The sequence below is a fragment of the Paenibacillus sp. FSL H7-0323 genome (genome assembly GCF_038002725.1).
Taxonomy (GTDB): domain Bacteria; phylum Bacillota; class Bacilli; order Paenibacillales; family Paenibacillaceae; genus Paenibacillus_AQ; species Paenibacillus_AQ odorifer.
Map to the genome: position 1 here is coordinate 2,739,115 of NZ_JBBODB010000001.1, position 25,395 is coordinate 2,764,509.

Annotated in this window: 16 protein-coding genes; 3 read left to right on the forward strand and 13 right to left on the reverse strand. The window is 44.4% G+C overall.

Annotated features, from left to right (window positions below; genetic code table 11):
• The first annotated feature begins 73 nt into the window (after positions 1-73).
• A complete protein-coding gene (locus MHH89_RS12560) occupies positions 74-1,453 on the forward strand; it encodes an MBOAT family O-acyltransferase (RefSeq protein WP_341087224.1) in 1,380 nt (459 codons plus the stop codon).
• Between the two features lie 20 nt (positions 1,454-1,473).
• Positions 1,474-2,976 (forward strand): stalk domain-containing protein, encoded by a 1,503-nt coding sequence (locus MHH89_RS12565; protein WP_341087226.1) that lies wholly within the window; start codon positions 1,474-1,476, stop codon positions 2,974-2,976.
• A gap of 86 nt (positions 2,977-3,062) precedes the next feature.
• On the opposite strand, the gene MHH89_RS12570 is transcribed toward MHH89_RS12565, so the two are convergent.
• Positions 3,063-6,530, reverse strand: coding sequence for a collagen binding domain-containing protein (locus tag MHH89_RS12570; protein ID WP_341087229.1), 3,468 nt, complete (start codon positions 6,528-6,530; stop codon positions 3,063-3,065).
• Between the two features lie 243 nt (positions 6,531-6,773).
• Here MHH89_RS12570 and MHH89_RS12575 point away from each other — a divergent pair, with 243 nt between their 5' ends.
• Positions 6,774-7,529 (forward strand): YwaF family protein, encoded by a 756-nt coding sequence (locus tag MHH89_RS12575; RefSeq protein WP_076127434.1) that lies wholly within the window; start codon positions 6,774-6,776, stop codon positions 7,527-7,529.
• Between the two features lie 54 nt (positions 7,530-7,583).
• Here MHH89_RS12575 and MHH89_RS12580 read toward each other — a convergent pair whose 3' ends face one another.
• The 12 genes from MHH89_RS12580 to MHH89_RS12635 all read right to left on the reverse strand — a co-directional run bounded on the left by MHH89_RS12580 (position 7,584) and on the right by MHH89_RS12635 (position 25,288).
• On the reverse strand, positions 7,584-8,015 hold the full coding sequence (locus MHH89_RS12580) for a peptidylprolyl isomerase (protein ID WP_036676135.1): 432 nt from the start codon (positions 8,013-8,015) through the stop codon (positions 7,584-7,586).
• Positions 8,016-8,160: 145 nt separating this feature from the next.
• Positions 8,161-9,495, reverse strand: a complete 1,335-nt coding sequence (lysA, locus tag MHH89_RS12585; protein WP_036676133.1) for a diaminopimelate decarboxylase — start codon at positions 9,493-9,495, stop codon at positions 8,161-8,163.
• A gap of 126 nt (positions 9,496-9,621) precedes the next feature.
• Complete coding sequence (locus tag MHH89_RS12590; protein WP_076184240.1) at positions 9,622-11,322, reverse strand: spore germination protein; 1,701 nt, start codon at positions 11,320-11,322, stop codon at positions 9,622-9,624.
• A gap of 684 nt (positions 11,323-12,006) precedes the next feature.
• A complete protein-coding gene (locus MHH89_RS12595) occupies positions 12,007-12,432 on the reverse strand; it encodes a stage V sporulation protein AB (protein ID WP_036676132.1) in 426 nt (141 codons plus the stop codon).
• 2 nt (positions 12,433-12,434) lie between these two features.
• Positions 12,435-13,091, reverse strand: a complete 657-nt coding sequence (locus tag MHH89_RS12600; RefSeq protein WP_036676129.1) for a stage V sporulation protein AA — start codon at positions 13,089-13,091, stop codon at positions 12,435-12,437.
• Between the two features lie 225 nt (positions 13,092-13,316).
• The gene (locus tag MHH89_RS12605; RefSeq protein WP_305954090.1) at positions 13,317-14,363 is read right to left on the reverse strand and encodes a glycoside hydrolase family 53 protein; all 1,047 of its coding nucleotides are present in this window, start codon (positions 14,361-14,363) and stop codon (positions 13,317-13,319) included.
• 2 nt (positions 14,364-14,365) lie between these two features.
• Entirely contained in the window at positions 14,366-15,244 is an 879-nt protein-coding gene (locus tag MHH89_RS12610; protein WP_036676128.1) for a carbohydrate ABC transporter permease, read from the reverse strand.
• A 27-nt stretch (positions 15,245-15,271) separates the two neighbouring features.
• Positions 15,272-16,162, reverse strand: a complete 891-nt coding sequence (locus MHH89_RS12615; protein WP_036676126.1) for an ABC transporter permease — start codon at positions 16,160-16,162, stop codon at positions 15,272-15,274.
• 234 nt (positions 16,163-16,396) lie between these two features.
• A complete protein-coding gene (locus MHH89_RS12620) occupies positions 16,397-18,115 on the reverse strand; it encodes an extracellular solute-binding protein (RefSeq protein ID WP_038572454.1) in 1,719 nt (572 codons plus the stop codon).
• Positions 18,116-18,222: 107 nt separating this feature from the next.
• Positions 18,223-19,863 carry a response regulator gene (locus MHH89_RS12625; RefSeq protein ID WP_076127424.1) on the reverse strand — a complete coding sequence of 547 codons (1,641 nt, stop codon included), beginning with the start codon at positions 19,861-19,863 and terminating at the stop codon, positions 18,223-18,225.
• Between the two features lie 18 nt (positions 19,864-19,881).
• Entirely contained in the window at positions 19,882-21,627 is a 1,746-nt protein-coding gene (locus MHH89_RS12630) for a sensor histidine kinase (RefSeq protein ID WP_076127421.1), read from the reverse strand.
• Positions 21,628-21,766: 139 nt separating this feature from the next.
• Positions 21,767-25,288, reverse strand: coding sequence for a glycosyl hydrolase 53 family protein (locus MHH89_RS12635; RefSeq protein WP_076310287.1), 3,522 nt, complete (start codon positions 25,286-25,288; stop codon positions 21,767-21,769).
• Between the last annotated feature and the right edge of the window lie 107 nt (positions 25,289-25,395).

Sequence of the window (25,395 nt, forward strand, 5' to 3'; positions counted from 1 at the left end):
ATAACATAAAGCCTTAAGATCTCTGACTTATAGTGATTTCATACTAAATCTGCTATAAGTGAGGATTGTTGTTATGCTATTTAATTCGTATCCCTTTATGTTTGGTTTTCTGCCTATCGTGCTGGCCGGATATTTTATTCTGAATCGTCTTCGTCTCACACTCTGTGCTAAGGTATGGCTTACCCTCGCCTCTTTAGTTTTTTACGGGTATTGGAACATAAAATATGTTCCTCTAATCTTGATATCCATCTTATTTAACTATGTTATGAGCCATTTCATTCATACCACAACAGCTAAGCGTCGCCGGCCGCTGCTAATCTTTAGCTTAAGCACAAATATTCTATTACTGGGCTATTACAAATACACGGATTTTTTTATAGAAAATTGGAATGAGGTGACCGCAAGCAACCTTTCTTTGCACCATCTTATATTGCCTTTAGGCATAAGTTTCTTTACCTTTACACAAATCGCCTACCTCGTTGATGTTTACCGGAACCAAGCGCGTGAGTACAATCTTTTGAATTACACGCTATTTGTGACTTTTTTCCCGCATCTGATCTCCGGTCCTATCCTTCATCACAAGGATATGATGCCCCAATTCGATAAACTGCGAAATAAGGTTTGGAATTGGAACAACATACAGAAGGGGACCCTCTTCTTCAGCATCGGATTAGGAAAAAAAGTCATCCTAGCGGATACCCTAGCTGGTTATGCTGATAACGGTTTTGCAGCGGCAACATATTTTGTAGATTCATGGGTGGCTATCCTTTCCTATACCTTACAAATCTACTATGATTTCAGCGGCTATACCGATATGGCGATTGGAATAGCACTGCTGTTCAACATCCATCTGCCGCAAAATTTCAATGAACCCTACCGAGCCATAAGCATCCGCGATTTCTGGAGACGCTGGCATATTACGCTCAGCCATTTTCTTAGAGATTATATCTACATTCCACTAGGCGGCAACCGGAAAAGCTTCTGGATTTCGATCCGAAATGTCATTATTACTTTTCTGCTCGGTGGTTTCTGGCACGGTGCGGGTTGGCTGTTCATCCTGTGGGGGCTCTTGCATGGAGTAGGACAAGCTGTAGAGAAATGTTGGGGACGCTGGGGCTTTTCCCTTCCCAAGTGGTTATCATGGTTGCTGACTTTCATATTTGTGAACATCACATGGGTATTTTTCCGTGCAGAACATATATCGCAGGCATTTCGTTTGTTGAAAGGGATGAGTGGACTTAACGGGGTATCTTTGCAATCTATTGGATCGCTTAAATGGGCAATCATCCTGATTCTCATCTTAATGACGATCATTCTCTGGAATCCCCTTCATCTATTGAACAAACGTAATTTTCAGTATAGCTGGAAAACAGCATTTGTGATGGCATTTATCATTATGTTCTCGCTGTTATTCTTCAACCGAATTACAACCTTTTTATACTTTAACTTCTAGAACTGTAAGGAGGAATGATGATGCTTGCATCACGGCTTCAGAATAATAACAACCCACGTAAATCCCCCGGGATTCATACTAAATCGAAACGTTTCATAGGTTATTTCCTGCTTTGTTTTAGCTTGTTAGCGCTTCTAACGGCGCTGATTACTGCTTTTATCGACCCATTACAATTCTATCATCGTCCATTGTGGTATACTCCACTCTTGTCAGAAGAAGAACGTTATCAGAATCCGGGTTTAGCTAAAAATTACGACTACGACAATATTATCATCGGCACGTCTATGACGGAGAACTTTCTTCCCTCTCAAGTAGATGCCAGCTTAGTTGGGACAACCTTAAAGTTATCTATGGAAGGATCCACAGTCGATGAGCATTATAAAATTGCCAAACTTGCCTTGGAGACAGGCAAAGTAAAACAAGTGCTCTGGGGTTTGGATTATTTCTCTTTGAAACTCGCCACAGCCGAAGATGAGGAAGATTTCCCTGACTATCTGTATGACGGCAAACTATGGACCGACTACAAATACTGGTTCAATTCATCTGTATTTAAACAATTAATAAGCAGCATCAAAAACAACCTGAGTGGTGAAGCTAAACAGAATTTGGAATATTTATACAACTGGGATAACAAAGTAGTGTTTGGCAAGCAATACGTTGCAGAATCTTACCTAATGGCTTGTGACAAGGAGCTGGATTACGGTACTAACGAGGAAAGCATTGAGCAAGTAAAGGGCTATTTTAATACGTATATCCGTCCTCTGCTGGAGGAATATCCCGATGTCCAGTTTTATTTCTACTACCCACCCTACAGCGTTATGCGTCAGGTCGCTTGGTTCGCCAGTAATCCCGTTCGCTTTAACAATCAGCTTGTCATGCGGCAATGGATATTCGAGCAATTTGAACAGTTTCCAAATGTGAAGCTATACGATTTCCAAGCCGAAGCGGATTGGACATTCAATCTAGACCTCTATAAGGATTTAAGTCATCATAATGGTGAGGTTAACACGTGGATAGCAGAAGCTATCGGACAGGACAATTCCAAATATCGGGTAACTTCCAGCAACATAAAGGCGCTTAATAGCTCGCTGGAATCACAGGCGGAAAGCGCCGTTATGAATAATAACGGAAAAGTTTATCGCAGCAGTGTACAAGTAAATGGATTACCACTAGCACTTAACATCCGTTTAGTGCAAGGAAATAAAGAATTATGGCTGCCCGCCAAAGATATCGGGACAGCCCTGGGTGCATCCATAACGTGGGATGCGGCCACTAAAACTGTATCGCTTACTTCCGCCGAGAACACCGTTACTATGACTGTGGGCAGTGTCAAAGCACTCGTGAACGGGAAAGCTCTCACCATTGATGCTGCGCCGCTTCTGGCAGGAGGAAAAGTTTTAGTCCCGCTAGCCTTTGTTGCGGAACAGCTCGGCTGGAATGTCTCAAGTGAAAAAGAAGGCGAATGGCTGCGGTATAACCTAAACACCTCAGATAACGCAGGTACACTTAAGAATCAGCCATAAAATTTTCAAAAAAAAGCATAAAAGCACCCGGCGTTTATCATGCTGGGTGCTTTTGCATAAAAATCTTAAATCACACTAATCTCCGATCACTCTGTCTTACCTCTACGTCTAAATACTCGGTTCATAACAAATCCTATGGTTATCAACCCTATTCCCGACAGATACAGAGGCAAAGGACTGTTCTCACCTGTCTTCGGCAGCTGAGGAGCACCCGAAGTGCTATTGTTCACCGTACCTTTTGGTACTTCTTCATCGTCGATATCAACTTCTCCTAATGGAATTTCTTCTTCGGTAATCACTTGCTCAGGAGTTCCCTCATCGGTTGATGTCGCGGATCCTAGATCGGCCGCATTTCCAGGACCAGCAGGAACAGCTGGATCATTAATAATTACTTCGGGTACGGGCGAGCTTGTAGACGTGGGTACCACCGAACCTCCAGATGTGCTGCTTGTAGGGATTGGTGTATGTGCAGCAGTCGCTTCTGGTGATGGAGAAACCGTCGGTGCTGGCGTTGTTGATGGTGCAGGTGTTACGGTTGGTTCTGGTGTTGTTGTTGGAGCACCAGTTGGTTCTGGCGTTACCGTAGGCGTGGGCTCCACTGCTTTTTGATTCGTAATCACCAGTTGAATCGCTGACGAGGAACGAATCTCCACTGGATGCTCGGATGTATCGAGCACGTAACCATTTGGAGCTGCTGTCTCCACCAATACATAGCTACCCAGCCATATTTTATTAAATGTAGCTGTACCCTCTGCATCTGTAGTTAGACTGTTAATCAGTACACGTTCCGTGCCATTTAGTCGATACAATGCAAAAGTCGCATCACCAAGCGCCTTTATGTTATCTTCAGCATCTAGCTTCTTAATATTGAGAGTGCCTCTTCCCCCGCTGCCTGTGCCAGAACCGCTGGAGACCCCGACAATAATTTCTTTAGAGGTTTCTTTACTTATTTTACTGCCGTTAAAACCACTGAAATGTACAGTATTTATTACTTTGTCTCCAGTGTTAGCCACAATCAGGGATTGATATTCGAGAATGTAAGCCCTGCTGATTTCATAGGCAAAGCTTAACTCAAAGGATTGTTTTCCATCGGCATCCGTTGTGATAACAACGCTATAATCAATACCCTGAATCAGTTCAGGACCGCTTTTCGTGATATCTCCGTTCACAGCTACAGCCGTAGGATACAGATGGAATGAATTCTGCAGCAAAATTTGATTAGCACTAGGAGTATCTTTGATTAATGCATCCTTTATTGTGGACTGCCCCCGGTTAATTTGCAGGCTCCAGTCAATTTTATCCCCGTTTTGTGTACCGTCCTTCAGCACATAATCCTCTCCAAAAGGAATTTTTACGGAGGCGGTCAAATCTTTGGAAACCACTTTTGCTCCATCATAGAGATTAGCTTTATTATCAACAGTAGTGCCTATTATTTGCCCTTCAAGACTTGTATTAAATTCAATGTAGAAAGCGGAGTTAATCTTATCTGTAAAAATAACGTTTAATTCATTATCGCTATTTACGCTATAGCTATATTTATTAGGATTCACTTCTGTACCCTTGGTAGGGTCACCATTCTTTGCAATATTCATAGTGTAAACTTTTAGTGAACCAGGAACCAAGGTCTGGCCTGATTTTAAAATATCAACAAGCGCCGGAGCTTCGAGGGTTTTGCCGTTATAATTGGCGCCTATCGACCAAGTAATTTTTTTAGTTGAAGCATCGTAGGCTCCCCCTTTAAATCCATTGTTTTTCGCCTCAGGTCTAGGAATGAATAACCCTTCTGCTTCTATCGTGCGTAAGGCTTCAGTAGTGTCCATCCAGTCTAACCGAACTTTGTTATTGAAATTTTCAGTTTTAGCCCAAATCCAGTCCTTGTTAAATTCTGTAGAATAGCTAATCGTATAAAGACCAGATATCGGTGAATTAAACACTACCTTGAAGCCTTTATTAGGCTCGACAGGTGAGTTGTACACTAGATCATAGTTATTTGGATTTAAAACATTCCCATTCAGATTTCTAATCACCAGTGATTCTGGAATAAACTTTAGGCCGCCAAATGGGAAGGATTCGGTAACTGTAACATGGCTCATCGGGTAATTATCACTATTCAATGTGACCTTCCAACCCAATGTTTTATTCTGATAATCTACGGTTGATAAAGTCTTATAAAGAATGGAAGACCGGATTAATCGGGTAGCCTGATCACTATACGTACTATCAGATACTGTATTAGTTATGGTGGCATCCTCAAACACGCGTTTTATCGCTTTTGTCTTATATTCGATTCGATATGGTGAAGTAACATCGTGTGCAAATTGCAATACAAATCCAGACTTATGAACGTCTGACGTGGAAACAACCGTGTAGTCAACATCCTTTGTCAAAACCTTGCCTAACGTTGCACCACCGGAAGAATCCAGCTGCACAGCATATACTTTTAGCGAATCGGTTACCAGCTCTTGAGAATCATCGAACAAATCTGTTAACACAGCGTTTCCTTGCGGGATATTCTTTTCATTGTAGTTATATTCAATTGCCCAGGAAATGATCTGTTTGCCCCCATCATAGCTCGTAGAATACTTTTTCAAGCTTCCTCCACGTTCTACATTCACTGTGGCAGTCGAGCTGGCGGGCTCTTGCCCATCTCCTGAAAAAGTTGCAGTATTGGTGAAGCTTAGCTGATGGTCATTAGTAATCCCTGTGGAATATACAATACGGTAAGCCTCTTTAATCACAGGTTCCGTAAAACGGACAATCAATGACCCTCCGGAGAGCTCTGCAGAGTATTTGCTTGTGTCGAGCAATGCTCCTTCCGTTACTGAACCATCCAATTGAATGCTCAGTTGATACACGCTCACTGTGACTGGAGTATTTAATGATAAGCCTGAAGGGATGGGGTCCGTCACAATGGCATTCCCCACGGCTTCCAAAGACTTATTGACATCAACAGTCCATAATATTTGGTTCGCATTGAAACCTTCGGCAATACCTCTCTTCTCTATAGTCGATCCAACACTTGGTTTAAAATTTACTGTCACTGTCTGAATACCGCCGCTCACGGGAAATAAAATATTCTGTATAGTACTGCCCGAGATTTGCTGTTTATCGAATTTAGTATTTAACCGCAGCGTTCCCTGCACGTCATCATGCGTTTCTATGTAGTCATTAAAAGTCATTATCACTTCATGTGAAATTTGCCTGACTTCAAAGCTCCCTACATCTCCATCCTCAGAGACCAACGGTCCGTTAAAATCATTAAATAACTGGAACTGTTCTGGAAGCTGAAAAGTAAAAGTGTCACCTTGCTTGTAATTATGATTTTTAGGAAGAGACCAATTATAATCCAAGGTAACATTAGCATCTCGTTCGTATACGCTGTTCGTGACCGTGATTCCATCTGGCCCGTACACAGCCATTGAAACACTGGTGATGATATTTCTTTCGTCATCAATCGCAGCCGCTTTTACTTGCGGAGCAAATCCCATGCCATAGGCATATTGGGCCACAAGCATCAAAATAATGACCATTACACTTATTTTTTTCTTAAACATGTTCCTGTTGCCTCCATTTTCTTGTTCTAATTGTTTTCCACCCCTGCATGTTCAAAAGCTTCATATGTAATTCCGCGCCCTACGCCCCATCTTATGTTAATATAATGAAAAGTCTTCCTTATGTGGTGGAGTTGACAGAACATATACATATATACCCATTTTATGGATATCTAGAATCAAGATTATTAAAATTCTCAAACTTTATTTTTGATGGATGTTTTCACGTTCAAAGGAGGTTCGTCTATGCAGCTTTCATCTTTTTTTGATCGCCAGCACGCGGAGGATTTCATCATGTTCTCATCTTCGCATTGGGTTGCGCTGTCTATCATTACGTTAAGTTGTCTACTGCTCTATGGCTTACGGTTTGAAATTCGTACAGATTCAAGACTTCGGCAAAGCGTGCGTTTGCTGCTAATCATACTACTTGTAGTCTCAGAAGCCGGGCTGCAAATGTGGTACATCTCTCAGAACATCTGGCGCTCCAGCTCCTCATTACCGTTCGAGCTCTGTGGAATCACTCTACTGCTGTCTATTATCATGTTAATTTCACGCAGTCGAACCCTTTATTCCTTTCTCTACTTTGCCGGGATCGGCGGAGCATTTATTGCGTTGCTCACCCCTAACCTAGTTTATCCGTTCCCTCATTTCCGCTTTCTCCTGTTTTTTATAGCTCATGGTTCTATTATTCTGGCGTCTCTTTACATGACCTGGATTGAGGGCTACAAGCCGACTTGGAGATCTTTACTCATCACCATGCTCGGCCTCAATATTGTGGCTGCCTGCATCTGGACTGCTAATTACTTCCTAGGCTCAAACTACATGTTCCTATCCCAGAAACCTAGTACCTATTCCGTATTGGATTATTTTGGACCTTATCCTTATTACCTGCTTGTTGAAGAGCTGTTTGCCTTCACTGTGTTTCTAGCTATGTATTTGATATTCTTCTGGCTGCCAGAGCGGCGCAATTCACGGCGTAGACAGGTTAGGCGGATTCTTTAACAACACAAAAAAGCCAGCCCCGATATTCGGAGACTGGCTTTTAACTATTAAATCTTAAGCTTCGATGATTTCTACCGAAGTCATTTTGTCGCGTCCTTTGAAAGCATCAACAAGATCCATACCTTCTACTACTTTACCAAACACAGTGTGTACTCCATCCAAGTGTGGTTGTGGAGCGTAGCAGATGTAGAACTGACTTCCGCCTGTGTTCTTACCTGCATGTGCCATAGCAAGTGTTCCGCGTTCATGTTTGTTTGGGTTAATTTCGCAGTTGATTGTGTAACCTGGGCCGCCAGAGCCAGTTCCGTTAGGACATCCGCCTTGAGCAACGAAACCAGGGATAACACGGTGGAATGTCAATCCGTTGTAGAAACCTTCTTTTGCCAGCTTTTCAAAGTTGGCTACAGTGTTAGGTGCATCTTGATCGAACAAGTCCAGCAGCACTACGCCGCCATTTTCTAGAGTGATTTTCGCTTGCTTTGCCATATGTAAATGACCCCTTTCAAAATTAACAAATTTAGAATACCTCAATTATATTACTATGAAACCACGCACAAAGCAAAGCAAGCAGGAGACTTTCCTGCTTGCTCTATATGCTGCTCAACTTTACCCACCTTACAGCAGCAGGCTATTACTTAGCAACAACTGTCTGTTTGGCGATACGCTCTGGTACAATATCGTTGGCAATAAGATCCGTATAGCTTTCACGACGCACTACAAGATCGCTTTGTCCGTTCTGTACGAATACTAAAGCCGGACGGCGAAGACGGTTATAGTTGCTGGCCATGGAGTAATTGTACGCGCCTGTGCAGGCTACAGCCAACAAATCGCCGCTTTCAGCCTTCGGCAGCTCTACATCCCAGATCAACATATCTCCGCTCTCGCAGCATTTACCAGCGATGGAGACAGTCTCAGTTGCGTCTTCGTTAGCACGGTTAGCAAGCAATGCCTCGTATTTAGACTGATACAAAGCAGGGCGTGGATTGTCGGTCATTCCACCATCAACAGCAACGTACTTACGCACGCCAGGAATGTCCTTGTTAGATCCTACAGTGTACAATGTAGTACCTGCATCTCCAACAATACTACGGCCCGGCTCCACCCAAATTTCCGGCAAAGCACTATAAATTCCAGCAAAATGAGTCTTCACTGCATCCGTAATCGCTGCAACATATTCAGAAACATGTAATGGGGTATCTCCCTCGACATAACGAATCCCGAAACCTCCACCAAGATTGACTACACGGAAGTCCACTTCCAAGCCTTCTTTAACACTGCGGGCAAAAGTTGCCACACGCTCAACAGCTAGCTGGAAACCATCGGTTTCAAAGATCTGCGAACCAATATGGGAATGCACACCAAGCAGCGTGATATTCTTTTTGCTGACTGCTGCTTTCACTGCTTCATAGGCCGATCCATTACCGATATCAAAGCCGAATTTGGAATCTGTCTGGCCCGTTGCGGTATATTCATGAGTATGCGCTTCTACACCTGGTGTCACCCGCAATAAGATGTTTACATTAACTTCTTTACGTGCAGCAATGGACTGCAAAAGGTTAAGCTCTACCAGATTATCGACTACAAAGCAGCCGATTTTGGCATCAATCGCCATTTCGATCTCTTCAGATGTCTTATTGTTGCCATGAAAATGGATGCGTTCTGCCGGGAAGCCAGCTTGCAAAGCTGTATATAGTTCGCCGTCGGATACAACATCCAGTGACAAACCTTCTTCATCAGCCAAACGAACCATTGCCATTACTGAAAACGCCTTGCTTGCGTAAGCTACTTGGAAACCAAGGCCGGAGGCTTTAAAAGCATCCATATATTCCCGGCAACGTTGTCTAACCAATTGCTCGTCCAATATATATAGCGGGGTTCCATATTCCGCTTTCAATTCAGTTACATCACATCCGCCGATCTCCAAATGCCCAGCATCGTTAATGCGGCTAGTACCGTGTAGAAACATTCTTTAGTCCTCCAATTTCTGTGGAATATCAAGGTTCCACCCTGTCTTAGTGTATTCAGTATAACAGACAGTGGGAACTCCATTGAATGGACTAATTTGCAGTAGTTTTGTATTTTCCTACGATTGTTACTCATTCTCTTGAGATGGCGGCATTCTGGTATTGTCTCTGGTTTTGTTAAAAGACGGCCTTTCCTTCGAACTTAAGACCGGTTTACGCAATAGAATTTCACTCATTGCCTTTGCATTAAAGGGTATAAACGGCCACATATATGAGGAGTTATAGGACCGATGAGTGGTTAAGAAGATAGTCAGTAACGTCGTGCCAATCATAAAGCCTGGTACCTGGAACGCCGCTACGGCAATTAATAACACAAGCCTGACTATACGGTTCGCCAGACCCAGCTCATAACTCGGAGTCGCGAACATACCGATTGAGGCTACCGCCATATACAGTACTACTTCGTTTACAAACAGACCACTCTGCACCGCTATATCACCAATCAATATGGCTGCAATCAGACCCATCGCTGAGCCTAAAGGTGTTGGGGTATGCACGGCGGCCATCCGCAGTAAATCAACCCCAAGCTCTACAATCAGAAACTGAGCGAGAATAGGAATTCTCGCTGTCTTTTGCGGCCCGATAAAATCCAGCATAGCAGGCTTTAACTCAGGATGGATAACAAGCAACATCCATAACGGGAGCAGGAACATGGAAGCGAAGATGCCGATGAAACGGACCCACCGCAGATATGTCCCCATAAAAGGAGTCTGGCGATTCTCCTCCGCATGCTGGCAAAGATCAAAAAAGGTAGTCGGAAGAACAATTACAATGGGCGAGGTATCCACGAATAATATGACCCGTCCCTCTAATAAATTGGAGGCTACAACGTCAGGGCGTTCAGAATAACGCACCATAGGATAAGGGTTCCACCCTCCGCCGATAATCGCTTCCTCCAATTGCTTATCCGCCAGTGGAATACCATCGATATCGATGCTGTTGATTTTATCGATGACTGACGTTACTTGCGTTTTATCAACGATATCATCGATGTAAGCCACGCAGACATCTGTCCGTGTCCGCCGTCCCACTTGAAACATTTCAAGCTTCAGCCCCGGATCACGTATCCGTCTTCTTACAAGTGAAATATTACTAAGCAGGGTTTCTGTAAAACCATCGCGCGCACCACGCACCACCCGATCAATCGAGGGTTCATCAGGACTTCGCATGGGGTAAGATCGAGTATCCATTAGGATAACTTTGTTCTCACCCTCAATAAATAGTGCGCTCATTCCTTTTAATACTTTATCGAAACATTCGCTTAATACACTACCCTCTTCAACTTGAATATGAGGGATGTATTCGTTCATAAAGCTACCTAATACACCTGCGGACAAATTTTCTGAAGAAAGGTAGGTTAGTCGTTTCAGAATTTCATCCGTCACATCTTCGTTGGTGAATCCGCTTAAGCAGAGTAAAGCTGTCTTATGTCCCCCAAAGGACATTTCTCTAAACGTCACATCAAAACTTGTTCCCAGCCCCATCACTTCGGTCAGCGTGTTTTTTGTTTCTTGTAGAGAACCTGGGATATGATCATTGCCTTGCCAATAAATAACGGATTCCTTTAATGAGTTAGAATGCTCACTATCGCGTTTGTTTTGTAGCTTATCTTTACTTTTGTTCTGAGACTGCTGCTGCACCTGCTTCTTTGAAGGCTTCGGTTGAGCTTGAGACTCCTCCCCAGTACCAGCATCGTTACCTGTTCCTCCTGCTGCCTGAGCATTCTGATCCTGTGCCTCATCATCTGATTCTGAATCCTCTGAATCCATACCAAATAACCTGGCAAAAAAACCTTTACTCGGCTCATTTGGCTCCTGATTGCCGAGCTCATCCGATGCTTCTGCATCCTGCTGCTCTGTTCCCTGCTTCGCAGTGGCTTCTGCATCCTGCTGCTCTGTTCCCTGCTTCGCAGTCGCATCCCCATCCTGCTGCCCTGTTCCCTGCTCTGCAGTCGCTTCTGCATCCTGTTGCTCTGTTCCCTGCTCCGCAGTCACTTCTGCATCCTGTTGCTCTGTTCCCTGCTCCGCAGTCACTTCTGCATCCTGCTGCTCTGTTCCCTGCTCCGCAGTCACTTCTGCATCCTGCTGCTCTGTTCCCTGCTCCGCAGTCGCTTGTGCATCCTGCTGCTCTGTTCCCTGCTCCGCAGTCACTTCTGCATCTTGCTGTTCTGTTCCCTGCTCCGCAGTCACTTCTGCATCCTGCTGCTCAGTGCCTAATTCGGCTGATGCCTCTGCATCCTGCTGGTCCTGGCTAGTTTCAGATGTTGTAGAATTTTCCGCTGAATCTTCACTTTCACCGATAGCTGAAGCGCCCTCAGGTTCTGTGTGATCTGCAACTAGATCCTCTGCAGTTGTCTTCATTGCTGCAGCAGCTGCAGCATTATCTTCCAGATGGTCATCTTCCGGTGCAGAATCACCGCTGTGAATAAACTTGCTCATTTCCTAACCCCCTGTTTACTGTCGGTATACAAACCAGTCGAACAAAGAACCCGCGACCTTCCCACTCACCATCGCCATTAACAGACCGAATAGATAATGTGTCATATTTAAGCGTTTAGCGAGTATCGGCAGCACATTTAATACCTCGGTCAATGCTGCAGCGAGCATCCCGACAAAAATCCCATCAAATAGTCCTACACCAAGTTCAACTAGAGGACCTGAGGTAATTTTCCAATTCCAAAAATCACTAACAGTACCTACTAAAGATCCACCTACCATCGCGCCTTCATACCAATGAACTTTATCGTAAGAAGAGGTTAATTGCGCCAGACGCGGCACCATATCCAGCACAACAAATAGAGCGATCACTCCACCGCCTACAGCAATACCACCCGCAATGCCCAGCAGCAAATTTAGTCCCAGTGCTATGGGTGCCGTCATCTTCAGTCCTCCGTATTCTCAGATTGGTTTTCACTGCGGCGCCTCATCTTGCTGTATTCCTCATTGATGACATATTGGTCGATGTTCTTCTGATACAGATACATTTCCACTTCCAGCGGAGTAGGCTCCTCATTCCACTTCTTTTTAAATAAATGGTTGAAAAAAATGACCATCCCAAACCCGATGCCCAGAGAATAAGCAATCTGAAATATATAGGGATGCTCATCCCGATGACCCGTTAGCATCTCCACAATTCGAATTTGTACCTCCAGCATATTTACATCAGCATGAAAGTTCATAATTGTCAGAGCAGACCCAAAGAAAAGCAGCAGCCAAACTAAAACAAACATCGCCACCGAAGGTTTCCGTCTCTCCACCTGACTCTCAATCTGCACAATCGTCCTCCCTTCACCGATCGGTTCAATGTCCGCATTCGGTATAAGTTCATATATCCGGGGGATAACCATCAACAGATCAATCAAAATCAGATTGCCGTCACTTTGCTCCGGCTTCATTAAGAGAATTGTCTCCAACGACTCTTTCAGTTCAGGCTCCGCTATCAAAAAAGCAATATCACCCAACGTGACACCTTTACCCTTGGGAACCATCACCCGATTTTTAAGCTGTATATAGATGGTGGGAGCAGAATGTTGTTTCATCCGCATTCCTCCTAAAGGTTATGGTGAAGCTCAGGTCCAAGATAACGGTAGTATGGGAGTAAAGCCTTATTTTTACTCTTGCTGCTCTGAATCAATTTCTTGAAATACTGAAATGTTGCTTGTTTATAGGTATCAGGAAAGGCTAACCCTTCTTCTGGAAATTAAAAAGAAGACAGCTCAAGGTAATTAACCTTAAGCTGTCTTCTTGTTTCAATCCTAAATACGTCAGAATTCGAGCGAATCCAATTTCCCTCCCGCAAAATCAAACAGGGTCAGATTGGACCAACCATTCTCATGTCCCACGGACCATTCCTTTTGCGAAGGAACCCAGGCTGGCTCCCAATAATAAAACCCGATACCTTTACCGTTAGGTATATTCTCAATAACACTAATAAAATCTTTCATATACTTAGTCTGTCCCTCTACTGTAGCCGGATAACCTTCATGCAGCTGCTTTTCCTCACTTACTATTAAGGGGAAACCTTCAGGTGCATTCAGCGTCCAAGGATAAGCTGTTTCAACAACAATAATATCCTTATTGTACCGCACCGCCAATTCATTCAGGTTAGATCGCAAGTCATCCAGCGTGCCGTGCCACCAAGAATAAAAAGATAATCCGATCACATCAAAATTTACGCCATGCTCGAAAAACCGATCATAAAAGTTACGGCTGGCTGGATAATCAGCACCACGGTCAATATGGATCATGATGGACAAATCAGAAGCAACAGCTTTTGCGCCCGCTATTCCTGCTTGAACCAGTGTAATGAACTGTTCCCATTGCTCCGTAGTATCCCACTCTCCATCCACCTTGCCTTCATTCCATAACATGCCTGGAGTAATCTCATTACCGATCTGCACCATGTCGGGCATAGTGCCTTGAGATTGCAAAAGCTCAAGAACCTCACGAGTATACTCATACACGGCTGATGTTAAACCCGTAAAATCAAGATTCTCCCAAACTTTTGGCTTCGATTGATTAGCAGGATCTGCCCATTTATCCGAATAATGAAAATCCAGCAGAAAGTTAAGTCCTGCTTCTTTAATTCGCTTAGCCATAATCAGCGTACGTTCTAGATTGCAGAAGCCGCCCGGAGGATCATTCCAAATCCGCAGCCGGATGGCATTCACGCCATTGTCCTTCAGAATGTAGAGCAAATCCTCAGCGTTCTCAACGGACTCTACAGCACCGCTGTAATACGCTCCTCCACCCTGCTCAATTTCATCCAGAAAAGAGATATCCATTCCATTGATAAATGTGGTTGTCATCATTGCTACTCCTTTACAGAACCAAGTGTCATCCCTTTAACAAAATATTTTTGCAGGAAAGGATATACGATCAAAATTGGAGCGGCTCCGATAAATATTTGCGCGGCTCTCACCGTCGTCTGCGAGATCAGCTCCATTTCCTTTGGATTGATGCTCATGGAGCTCATATCCCGTTGAATGATAACCGTCTGCAGGAATGTCGCCAGTGGAAATTGCTTGGAATTATTCAAATACAATAGTCCATCGAACCAAGAGTTCCAATGGAATACCATGCTGAACAAGGCAATCGTAGCGATCGATGGCAGAGAAATCGGCAAGTAAATACTGAACAACGTACGGAAATGTCCGGCTCCGTCTATTAGCGAAGCCTCCTCCAGATCTTTTGGAATACCACGGAAGAAGTTCAGCATCAGAATCACCAAGAACGTATTTACCGCACCTGGCAGAACAAGTACCCAGAAGGAATCCATCAAACCAATCTTTTGAATCACAATGTAAAATGGAATCAAGCCGCCGTTGAACACCATACTGAAAACGAACAACCAAGAGTAGACATTACGGCCCTTGAAGGCTGAGTTTTCTTTGGATAACGGATAGGCTGCCAAAAAAGTAATTAAAAGTGTAAGTCCAGTCCCGAGTATGGTTCTTTGAACAGATACCCAGATGGAGTGTAGAAAGATCGGATTGTTTATTGTCTTTTTATAAGCTTCCAGAGAGAACTGCTTTGGCCATAACCCTACCAAATTGGCATCCGCTGCCGACTTCGCGCTAAAGGATACAGCCAGCACGTGAATCAAAGGTACAATACACATCAGTGCGAGCAGGATTAGAAAGCAAGTATTAAACACGTTGAATATACGATAACCTCTTGTTTTGTAATACATAAGTTGTCTCCCTCTTCCTTTGGTAGATTAGAAAATGCGATATCCTGCCCACTTCTTAGCCAAACTGTACGAGACGAGAATTAGGATCATACTAATGGCCGACTTAAACAGTCCGATTGCCGTACCAAAGCCCATCTCACCATTCAGAATAGCCGTGCGGTACACGAAGGTATCAATAATATCGCCTTTCTGATAGACCAGTGGATTGTAGAGGTTAAAAATCTGGTCAAACCCTGCGTTCAATACATTTCCGAGAGCCAAGGTACCTACCACCACAACCATTGGCAATAGAGATGGCATTGTGATAAAACGTGTCTGCTTCCAGCGGTTAGCGCCGTCTATTTCAGCAGCTTCATATAATGATGGATTGATTCCTGCTAGAGCAGCTAAGAAAACGATCGTATTATAACCAAATTCCTTCCACACATCTGTGAGAATAACTGTGAACCGGAACCAGTTGTTATCGCCTAAGAAAAAGATTGGTTTGAAGCCCATGCTGCCTAAGATCTGATTGACAAAACCATCTGTAGCAAGCAAATCCAGCAATATCCCGCCGAGAATAACCCAAGATAAAAAGTGAGGCAAGTACACCAGTGTCTGAATAGTACGCTGTATGTATACCTTGCGAATCTCATTTAACAAAATGGCGAATACAAACGGTACAGCCAGATTGAAAATCATTTTTAGAACAGCAATAATCAATGTATTCCAAATGACCTGCATACTGTCATTACGTTCAAATAGATAACGGAAATTGTCCAATCCAACCCATGCCGAGCCTGAAATTTTCAGCCATGGCTTATAATCCTGAAATGCCATCACAATTCCGCCCATTGGAATAAAGCTGAAGATGATCAGGAATATCATCGCTGGCAATAACATCAAGTGAAAAGGCCATGTTTTTTTTAGTGTTCTCATCCTTGGTCCCCCATATCGTGTCAAGTTCTTCTGTAACCATACTCAAATTATAGCAACGCCCGAATTCCTCAAATAGCGGGCAAAACCAATATATATGGTACAAAAGCAATCTCTTTATCACATTGAAAAAAGAGGACTTCAAACGCAAACAGGGACCCTCCCTAAAGCCTAATGCTACGGCTGAAGAGACGGTCCCGTTTACTTCTTTTTACCTAGTCAAACTAAATCCAAACCTTATTTTACGCTGTCATACCATTCGTTAACTTCTTTAGTGATTTGATCGCCACCACCTGATTTCCAGGTTGCTACAAAGGAATCAAATGCATCCAGCGGTTTGTTGCCATAGATAATTTCATTAAACGTTTGGTTCTCAATTTTGTTCAGATAGTCCATCTTCGATTTCATAGTTTCGGTCGTAGGACCTGTGAACATATTCTTAAAGGATTTATCCTCTTGCGCCAGCAGAACTTTGGCAGCCGCAGGGGTATCTTTACCATAATTCACAGCTACGTCCTTCTCCAGACGGGTTGTTGGCTCTGCGCCATCTGCCAGGTTAAGGAGTGCTTTCATTTGGGCATCCGGGATCCGGGCACCGTCACGAACCAGCATATAACGAACACTATTCACATAACCGCCAGCAATTTTATCATTTTCGATCATCTTGCCGTTCGCGTCCAGCTCATAGTCATATCCTGCAAAAAGACCGTTATCCAGTTCACTGCCTGGCGTTGGATTAGCAAAGTTATCGAACAGATAGTTTTGATAAGTAAAGAAGGCTTCTGGATTTTTCATTTTCGTGCTGATCAAAGTTACACCGTTAGTGAATTGTGTGCCATGACGCATAACCTTTCCATCTGGACCCGCTGGAATTTCAATTGGAGCCCATACTGCATCTGGAGAGTTCTTCACGGTATCCTGAAGCGGCCAGCCGCTCATCCAGTAAGGACCCGGGAGAATCCCTGCTGTACCTGCAACTGCTGGTTCGGCAGTTTTGTTCTCATCCCAAAGAGCTGCTTCCTGAGGAATATAACCTTTCGCCAACCATTCCTTCAGTTTTTCAAGCCCTTGCTTCATGCCAGCATTTACTGAGCCGTATTCTAGTTTACCATCAGCATCTAGATTCCATTGCTGTGGCAAGGTTCCGTAAGCACCAAAGATCCAAGATGGATCGCCCATCCAAGTGTTCATTGTTGTTTTGAAGCCGATACTAAGTGGAGTTACCTTGTCTGGTGCCAAGCCATCAGGGTTCTGATTCTTGAACGCATCCATCACTTTTTCCAGCTCATCGATCGTCTTAGGGGCTTGCATATTCAGCTTATCCAGCCAATCTTGGCGGATCCACAGAATGTAATCATGGTTATATGCATAATCGAGAACAGGCAGGCCCATTCTTTTGCCATCACGGCTGTATTGGTTCCAAACGTTAGGATCCTGTGCCATCGCTTCTTTCCAAGTATCTGAAGCATATTTATCAAACAAAGTTCCTACATCTGCATACATGCCGGAATCGATCAAATCCTGTGCAATTGTGTTGTCGGCTGTACCGATGGTTACCACATCAGGCATGTCCTGACCTGAAGACATGGATAAACGCAGCTTCGTACCAAATGCGCCGTTCGTATCTGTGATGGACCAAAGGGACTTAATGTTGATGCCGAATTTTTCTTTAGCCCATTTTGTAGCCACGTTATTCTCAATGCTTTCACCGTTTTTGAATTTAAGCTCAGGGTCCACGCCCCATGCGGTTGTAAATGTCACCTCAGGATCGTATTTATCCTTGTAGGCGTTTTCAGAATTGGAAGCTGTATTTGCAGTCGCTTCACCAGCTGTTTTATCTCCAGCAGTGTCTTTACTATTAGCAGCGTTATTGCCAGAACAGCCCGCAAGGCTACCCGCCAAAAGCATGCTCATGCACAGGAGCGGCAGCCATCTTTTTCTCTTCATCGCGCTCATTTTGTTCCCCCTTGGATTCCATAAGTGTTGGTTACATTTTAATTATAGGGAACGACGCTGAGCCCGAATACGTCATTTAAACAAGGTTTCTGCACCTTTCTCAACCTCTATCCATCCCGGAATTCATTTGGTGTCATATTGTAGTGTTTTTTGAACATCTTACTGAAATATTGCGGATTCTGATATCCAAGCTCAGAGGTAATTTCATAGATTTTTTTATTCGTATTTTTAAGCAGATAAAGTGCCCGTTCCATCCGCATCCGAATAATATAGTCCCCAAGTCCTTCCCCAGTCTCAGCTTTATAAATCTTGGACAAGTAAACTGGATGCAAATATACATGATCGGCAATGGTTTTGACGGACAGCTCATGCCCCGAATGGTTTCCTACCAGCTCATGCACCTGCTTGATAATATAACTTTTCGTATTCTGATCGCTTTCGGATAGCTCCTTCTGAAGCTTATCGAGCATATCAAACGCCCAATCTTTAAGCTTATCAAAAGAAACAATAATACTCTGCGTCAACAACGGATCTAAAGCGTATTGGTCGATCTTGGAGATGAACTGACCACTCTTATGCGCTATATACATAAATGCATTCGTTATCGATAGAAAGACCTCGTACAGATGTTCACTGGAAAACCGTGCATTCTCCATATCCCGGAACACGTCAGCAATTTTTTGCCTTGCTGTATCCCATTGTTTAGATTCCAGCAGATGAATGAGTGTAGGTGGACGATAAAGACATTCGAGCGATTTGATGCTGATCGTCTCCTGATGCTGGCGGTCATCCAAAAACAGCACGGAGCTGGATTCATCATGTGCTGCCAAATACATCGAGCTAAGACCGCTTCTATAGGCAGCCGTCATCCCCTCCGGAAAGGTGAACCACTCCGTTACAATCAGTGAAATCTCACCCTTGAGGTAATTGCTTACACTAATTCGGAAATTCGCGATCACCGCTTTTAGGATTTGCTGCCTTGCAGCTTCATAGTTAGCCATTTGCTCCAATTCCTGCTGTACTGCCGGCTTTAATTCAACAAGCAGAATCAAGCAATCATGCGGCGCTTTGCAGAACCAGACATGGAACTGTTCCTTAAAAAGCTCCTCGGCAATGTTGCCGATCGCATATTCCATAAGAGAGACCGAATGATGATCCATTGCGGCATAATGTTTACCCAGCTGAATCAGCAGCATCGCCGCTTCAGCATCCGGCTGGAAGGAGATTTCATATTCCTTCAGCTTAATGGCTAGTGTCCGCTCAGACAGCACCCTGCCGAGAAGCAATTCGTGCATCAGATTAGCCCGCAAAACACTGTAATCGGCTTTGCGATTATACAGCAGCAAATGATATCTATCATGAGCTTCCCATTCGTCTTTCAAAGATTCAATCGCACTGGATACGCTTTTGATAAACTCATCATCACTTACCGGCTTCAAAATATAATCAAATGCCTGCAGTTGAATAGCTTTTTTCGCATATTGAAAATCGGAATAACCTGTCAATAAAATGGACCGAATATTTGGCCATTTCTCGCTCACGGCTTCAATTAATTGCAGGCCAGTCATTCCTGGCATTGAAATATCCGTAACCATAATATCTATAGCCTGCTGTTCCATAATTTGCAGAGCTTCAGCACCCGATGCCGCTTGATGCACCTGCTTTACCCCGATTTCAGCCCATGGAATAGTACGAGCTAAACTTTCCGTAACATAGGGCTCATCATCAACTAACAACAGCTCTATCATTCTTTCCCCTCCTAGATGTCATTCCATTTCATTGTCTGTGTAGGGCAGCAACCACTGCAGTGTCACCTGTAATCCTCCAAGCGGAGAAGGCGAGATGCGCAAGCCAGACGTCTCCCCAAAACGCAGCCGCATTCTCTGATGCACATTCCATAAACCGCAGCCCATTTCTTCATCCATCGCCCTGCTTAGTTTATTTTCCAGTTCTATAATTCTCTCTGGCGTCATGCCCTGACCATCATCCTCAACCGTAAGCGTCATTTCTCTGCCTGCACAGGAACCCGTAATCCGCACCAGTCCCTCTTTGGCGACGGGCTCAATTCCATGTATAACCGCATTCTCCACCAAAGGCTGCAGTACGAGCGGCGGAAGCTCTCTTTTGCGCATTTGCGGTGGGATATTGATCTCATAACGAAGTCTGCTCATCCTCATCTTCTGGATCTCCAGATAATGATTCACAAATTCCACCTCTTCAGACAGCGCAACCAAATCACGTTCCTGACGAGTGGTGTATCTGTAATATCGGGACAAATTATGCGACATCCCAACGACTGCCCCCATATTATCGAGCTTCGCCATACTTGTAATAAAGGAGAAGCAATTATAGAAAAAATGTGGATTTATCTGTGATTGAAGCTGCTTTAAGCGGGCTTCGCGAACATGGATTTTCTCCATCAGCACATTCTCGATCAGCATCTGAATCTGTTCTACCATACTGTTAAACCGGCCGGACAGGAAGCTGAATTCATTCTTCCCTTTAATCTCCACTCGCGCAGAATAATCCCCTTGCTTCAACCGTTGAAAGCCTCCAACCAATAACCTTATAGGCACCTGCACTTGAACATATAATAGATAGGCTACGAGACAGCTCATTAACAACAAAGCACTGATCGCAAAATAAAATAAACGATTAGAGGTCAGGATCGGATGTAGGATTTCAGTCAGCGGCATATAGTCGATCAAATACCAGCCCATTTTGTCCGAATAGACGATATTTACACTGTAGGATTCACCTTCTATTTTGACCGTGCGATTCTCACTAGGCTTCAGCTGGGTCTCTTCTAGCCTGTCTACCAATTCTTTAGCTAACACCTTGTCGGCACTGCGGTTAAAAATAAGTCCTGTTCCCTGCTTATAATAAAAAGGATCTCTTCTGCCATCACTTTTGAATTTATCCAGCATATCCTCTATGTTCCGGCTGTCGAACTCTACCTTCATAACCGTTTTGACTTTTTCCGGAGCGAATTCTGACATAAAAGGTGTAAAAGAAAACCATGAGAATACGAAGCGGTCACCCTCCTGCCCTTCAATCTTCTCCACATGCCAGCCCGACTTCACTTCCCGCTTCAGATCCTCATCTTCGTATAACTTCGCATCATTTTCAGACACCATACGATGAATGGACGGGGAGTATAAATATAGCTTACTCTTCCAATTGGAGGAGCTTTCTTGAATGCTGATTTTGGTCTGAATCCGTTTGATCAGGTTTATCGTATCCAGATTCAAACGCCCTTTTTCCAGATAAGTATCCTTAAGGCTGAGGATATCAGGATCATGGATCAGCAGAATCGGCCACGAGGACAATAACTCCATATTACTTTCTACCTGATTCTGAAAAAAACTAAGCTGATTATTATTCGAAGTATTTAACTCCGTACGCAGCACATCCGTGGTCGTTTTATTGGAATAGAAGTAAAGGATGGTTATCGGGATCAGCATAATGACCATGATACTCACGATTTTGGTAAATAAATTATATCTATACACGTTCCTTCACTCTCCGGCTCAAATGTCATAGCCCCTATTGTACAAACAATCCCTACTTGCGAAAAGATAAATATCTAAAAAATGTGGTAAAGACAGGCCCTAACTGCCTTTTCGAGCACAGTTATTGCCTGTCTGCCTATTATTGCTGCAAAAGATTGAGTATGATGTAAGCCGCTTCAGCGCGTGTTGTATGGGCTTGCGGGCGGAAATTGCCATCTTCGAATCCATTGATAATCCCAGCCTGCGCAAGCGCTGTTATCCCTTCACTGGCATACAACGAGATCAGGTCTTTATCTTTAAAAGAAATAACGTTCACATCTTTCTGACCGTTCACTTTCTCCGCCAACTTAAGTGCACGGTATGAAATAGCTGCCATTTCTTCACGGGACAATTTATCATTCGGGCCAAAAGTGCCATCCGCATGTCCTTGTACAACACCCAATCTCCCAGCAGTATTCACAGCAGAGCTATACCACGCATCAAGGTTCACATCTTTAAAACTGCCTGTCCCTCTTTCTGCATTAAGCTCCAGCGCGGGCAGCAGCATGCTGACAAATTCAGCACGTGTAACCTCCCCTTGCGGATTAAAGATCCCGTTTCCTATTCCTTGCACGATCCCTTTAGCCGTCAAGGATTCAATCGCTAACGTGGCCCAATCTGCTGCTTTTAAATCTGTGTACCCCACCTCTGCGTACCCCGCAGCATAAATGCTGAAATGACTTGGATTAAACACAATCTGTTCCGCGGTTGGGTTGTACCGCACAGCTTTGATAACTTCGAGTTTTCCATCAGCAAGTATCGAATAAACAGCAATCCGCTGGCTCTGCTCCCCGAGCTTCAGCTTGTAGTGGAAGGCTACCGATATTGCTCCTTTTTTGAAAACATCGATAGAAGTCCCGTCTACTGACACATGGATGTTATAGGCCGGGTAGTCTTTTGCTCCAGTTGCCAATGGTGAAGGCAAGGTTGGCGTAGCTACCTGAACCAGTGAGAGCGTTAGTTCCTTAGCTCCCGTCTTTATAATTCCTGCACTTGCTTCCGTAGAAACCGTAACAGAGGCCGTCCCATATACAATTACTATTTGAGGATGTTTGCCCTGCTCTAGTATAGAACTCAACGGAAGATGAACGACTGCTCCCTTAAGCTCTCCCGTCGATGGCAGAACAGAAATAACCAGTTTTCCATCCGCCGGAAGCGTCGACAACGCCTTATTGATATCCTCTATACTTAGCGTGATATCAGCTATGCCGGAAATTCCTGCTTGTGCCTTCACCTGAAGTTGTCCTGCCGTTGTATGTTCGACCACTGCTTTATTTGCTGAATTTACAACGCTTGAATCTCTGACGGTGATGATAGGATCAGGATTAACCCCTGTTCCGGGTTCCTCACCAGTGCCGGGATTCCCTCCCGTTCCGGGTTCCTCACCAGTGCCGGGATTTCCTCCCGTTCCGGGTTCTTCACCAGTGCCGGGATTTCCTCCCGTTCCGGGTTCCCCGCCAGTGCCAGGATTTCCTCCCGTTCCGGGTTCCTCGCCAGTGCCAGGATTTCCTCCCGTTCCGGGTTCCCCGCCAGTGCCAGGATTTCCTCCCGTTCCGGGTTCCTCTTCGCCCCCCTCACCGGCCACCGGGGTTTTGAAGACATTTAATGAAGAGAGTGCATTCCCTGCAAAATCGAACATTGCCTGATTCTCCCAAGCATTTCCTTCGCCTACCTTCCAGCCTACACCTTGCACTGGAATCCAAGCTGGTTCCCAATAGAACAAGCCTGTTCCTTTACCATCGGGTACTTTGGACAATACATTCATTACTGTTTTGACCTCAGCCATTTGACCTGCAACCGTAGCTGGGAAGCCACTGCCGTCTAGCTGATCTTGGCGGGCGATGTTATTCTCAAAATTGTCGCCGTCCTCCAGCGTGTAAGGATACGCGGTTTCCGTCACAATCACTTCTTTACCATATCGTTTAGAGATATCGTCCAAGTTAAACTGCAGGCTATCCATCGTTCCGCTCCAATACGGATAAAAGGACGCGCCGATCACATCATAATCAAGATTCCGCTGCGTTAATTCGTCAAAGAACCAACGAAACATATCATTTTTGCCACCTTCAGCAAGATGGATCATAATTTTGATATCCTGACCTGCACCCTCGCTGTCTCTAACTCCCTTCACTCCGCTCTCCAGAAGCGGAACAACCTTCTCAAAAGCATTCTCTTGATCATAGGATTTGCCATCAGGCCATAACAAGCCCCCATTAATCTCATTTCCGATTTGGACCATATCGGGTGAAGCTCCTTTTTCTTTTAGCTCATCCATAACATCTTTGGTATAGTCATATACCGCTTGCTTCAATTCATCATAGGAGTAATCCGCCCATGCTCCCGGCTTGTTTTGCTTTCCGGGATCAGCCCAGAAATCAGAGTAGTGGAAATCAAGCAACAGCTTAAAGCCTTTGGCTTTGACACGCTGCGCCATTTCCACAACATGCTCACGGTCATTATAGCCGCCAGCTTCCTGAGGATCATTCCATAAACGTAGCCGAATGTAATTTACACCCCGGCTTTTAAGAATATCCAGCAAATCCTTTTCTACTCCATTGTCGTAATACTTTCCACCGGCATCCTCAATCGCTTCCAGTGTGGAAATGTCCGCACCTTTTATGAACCCGGATTGCAGCACAAGCGGAGTAACCTGAATATCAACTGTGGGTTGTAGGTCTGTCCCTGCAACTTTCCCCATTACGCTGTAAGTTCCTTCAACCGCGTACTCCGCTTCAGTAAGGTCATCCCAGGTTACAGGCAGCTGTTTGCTTGACCCATCTTCGTATATAGCCGTTACCGCTGATGGCAATAAAGCAGGCACATCCGTAATTGTGCTGACATTTATACTCTCAAATCCAACAATAGGCGTGCTGCTGTCACCTACTACTGTTACCTTCGCCACTGCCTTCTGCACAGTACCTGAGATAGAACCGCTTACTGTAAAGGTTCCGGGACGGGAATACTCTGCTGGTGGGATCACATCCCAAGCAACCTGGGCATCCTCCGTGTCAGAATTGCTATATACCACAGTTACAACACTTGGAAGCTCAGGGGCTTGCCCAATTTCCGTGTCCAACCGTACTGGCAGAACAGTTTGTATTTCACCCTGTGCCGGCTCATGCGGCGCGCTGGCTGCGGGAACACCCCAGACCTTCAGATCATTAATGGCTGCCCATTTTCCGCCGTTGATGCCGGTCAGGTAGACCCTTACATAAGAAACATTCCGCAGCTTAAAAGCATTGTACTGAGTTTGCTCTACACTGCTGCTCTGACTTTTGTCCACAACTGTTGTCCATACCTTATGATCACGTGATACTTCAATCGTATATTGATTAATGTAACTCCATGCATTCCAGATGACAGTTGCACCTGACAAATCATATGCACCTTGCAAATCTACTTCCAGCCTATGAGGAAAGCTCCCGTCATTCGCCGTCCAATGTGTGTTCCATTCATCGGAATCTACTGCGTTACCCGCTTCATATCCTGCAAGCTCACTATCGGATATAGCAGGCTTTCCTAGGGCAATATTCTCATCTCCTGCCGCTTGAGCAGACTGCCCAAACGTAAAAGGGGAAATAAGAAAGGTCAGAATCATAAATAATACAAATGATTTCTTCAATGTCTGCTTCCTCCTAAATAATTTAATCATGGATTATGTACTCAGCAGCACAGTCATTTTGTGCACTCCCTAATTGTAAACGCTTTATTAACTCTGCTATATGTTAC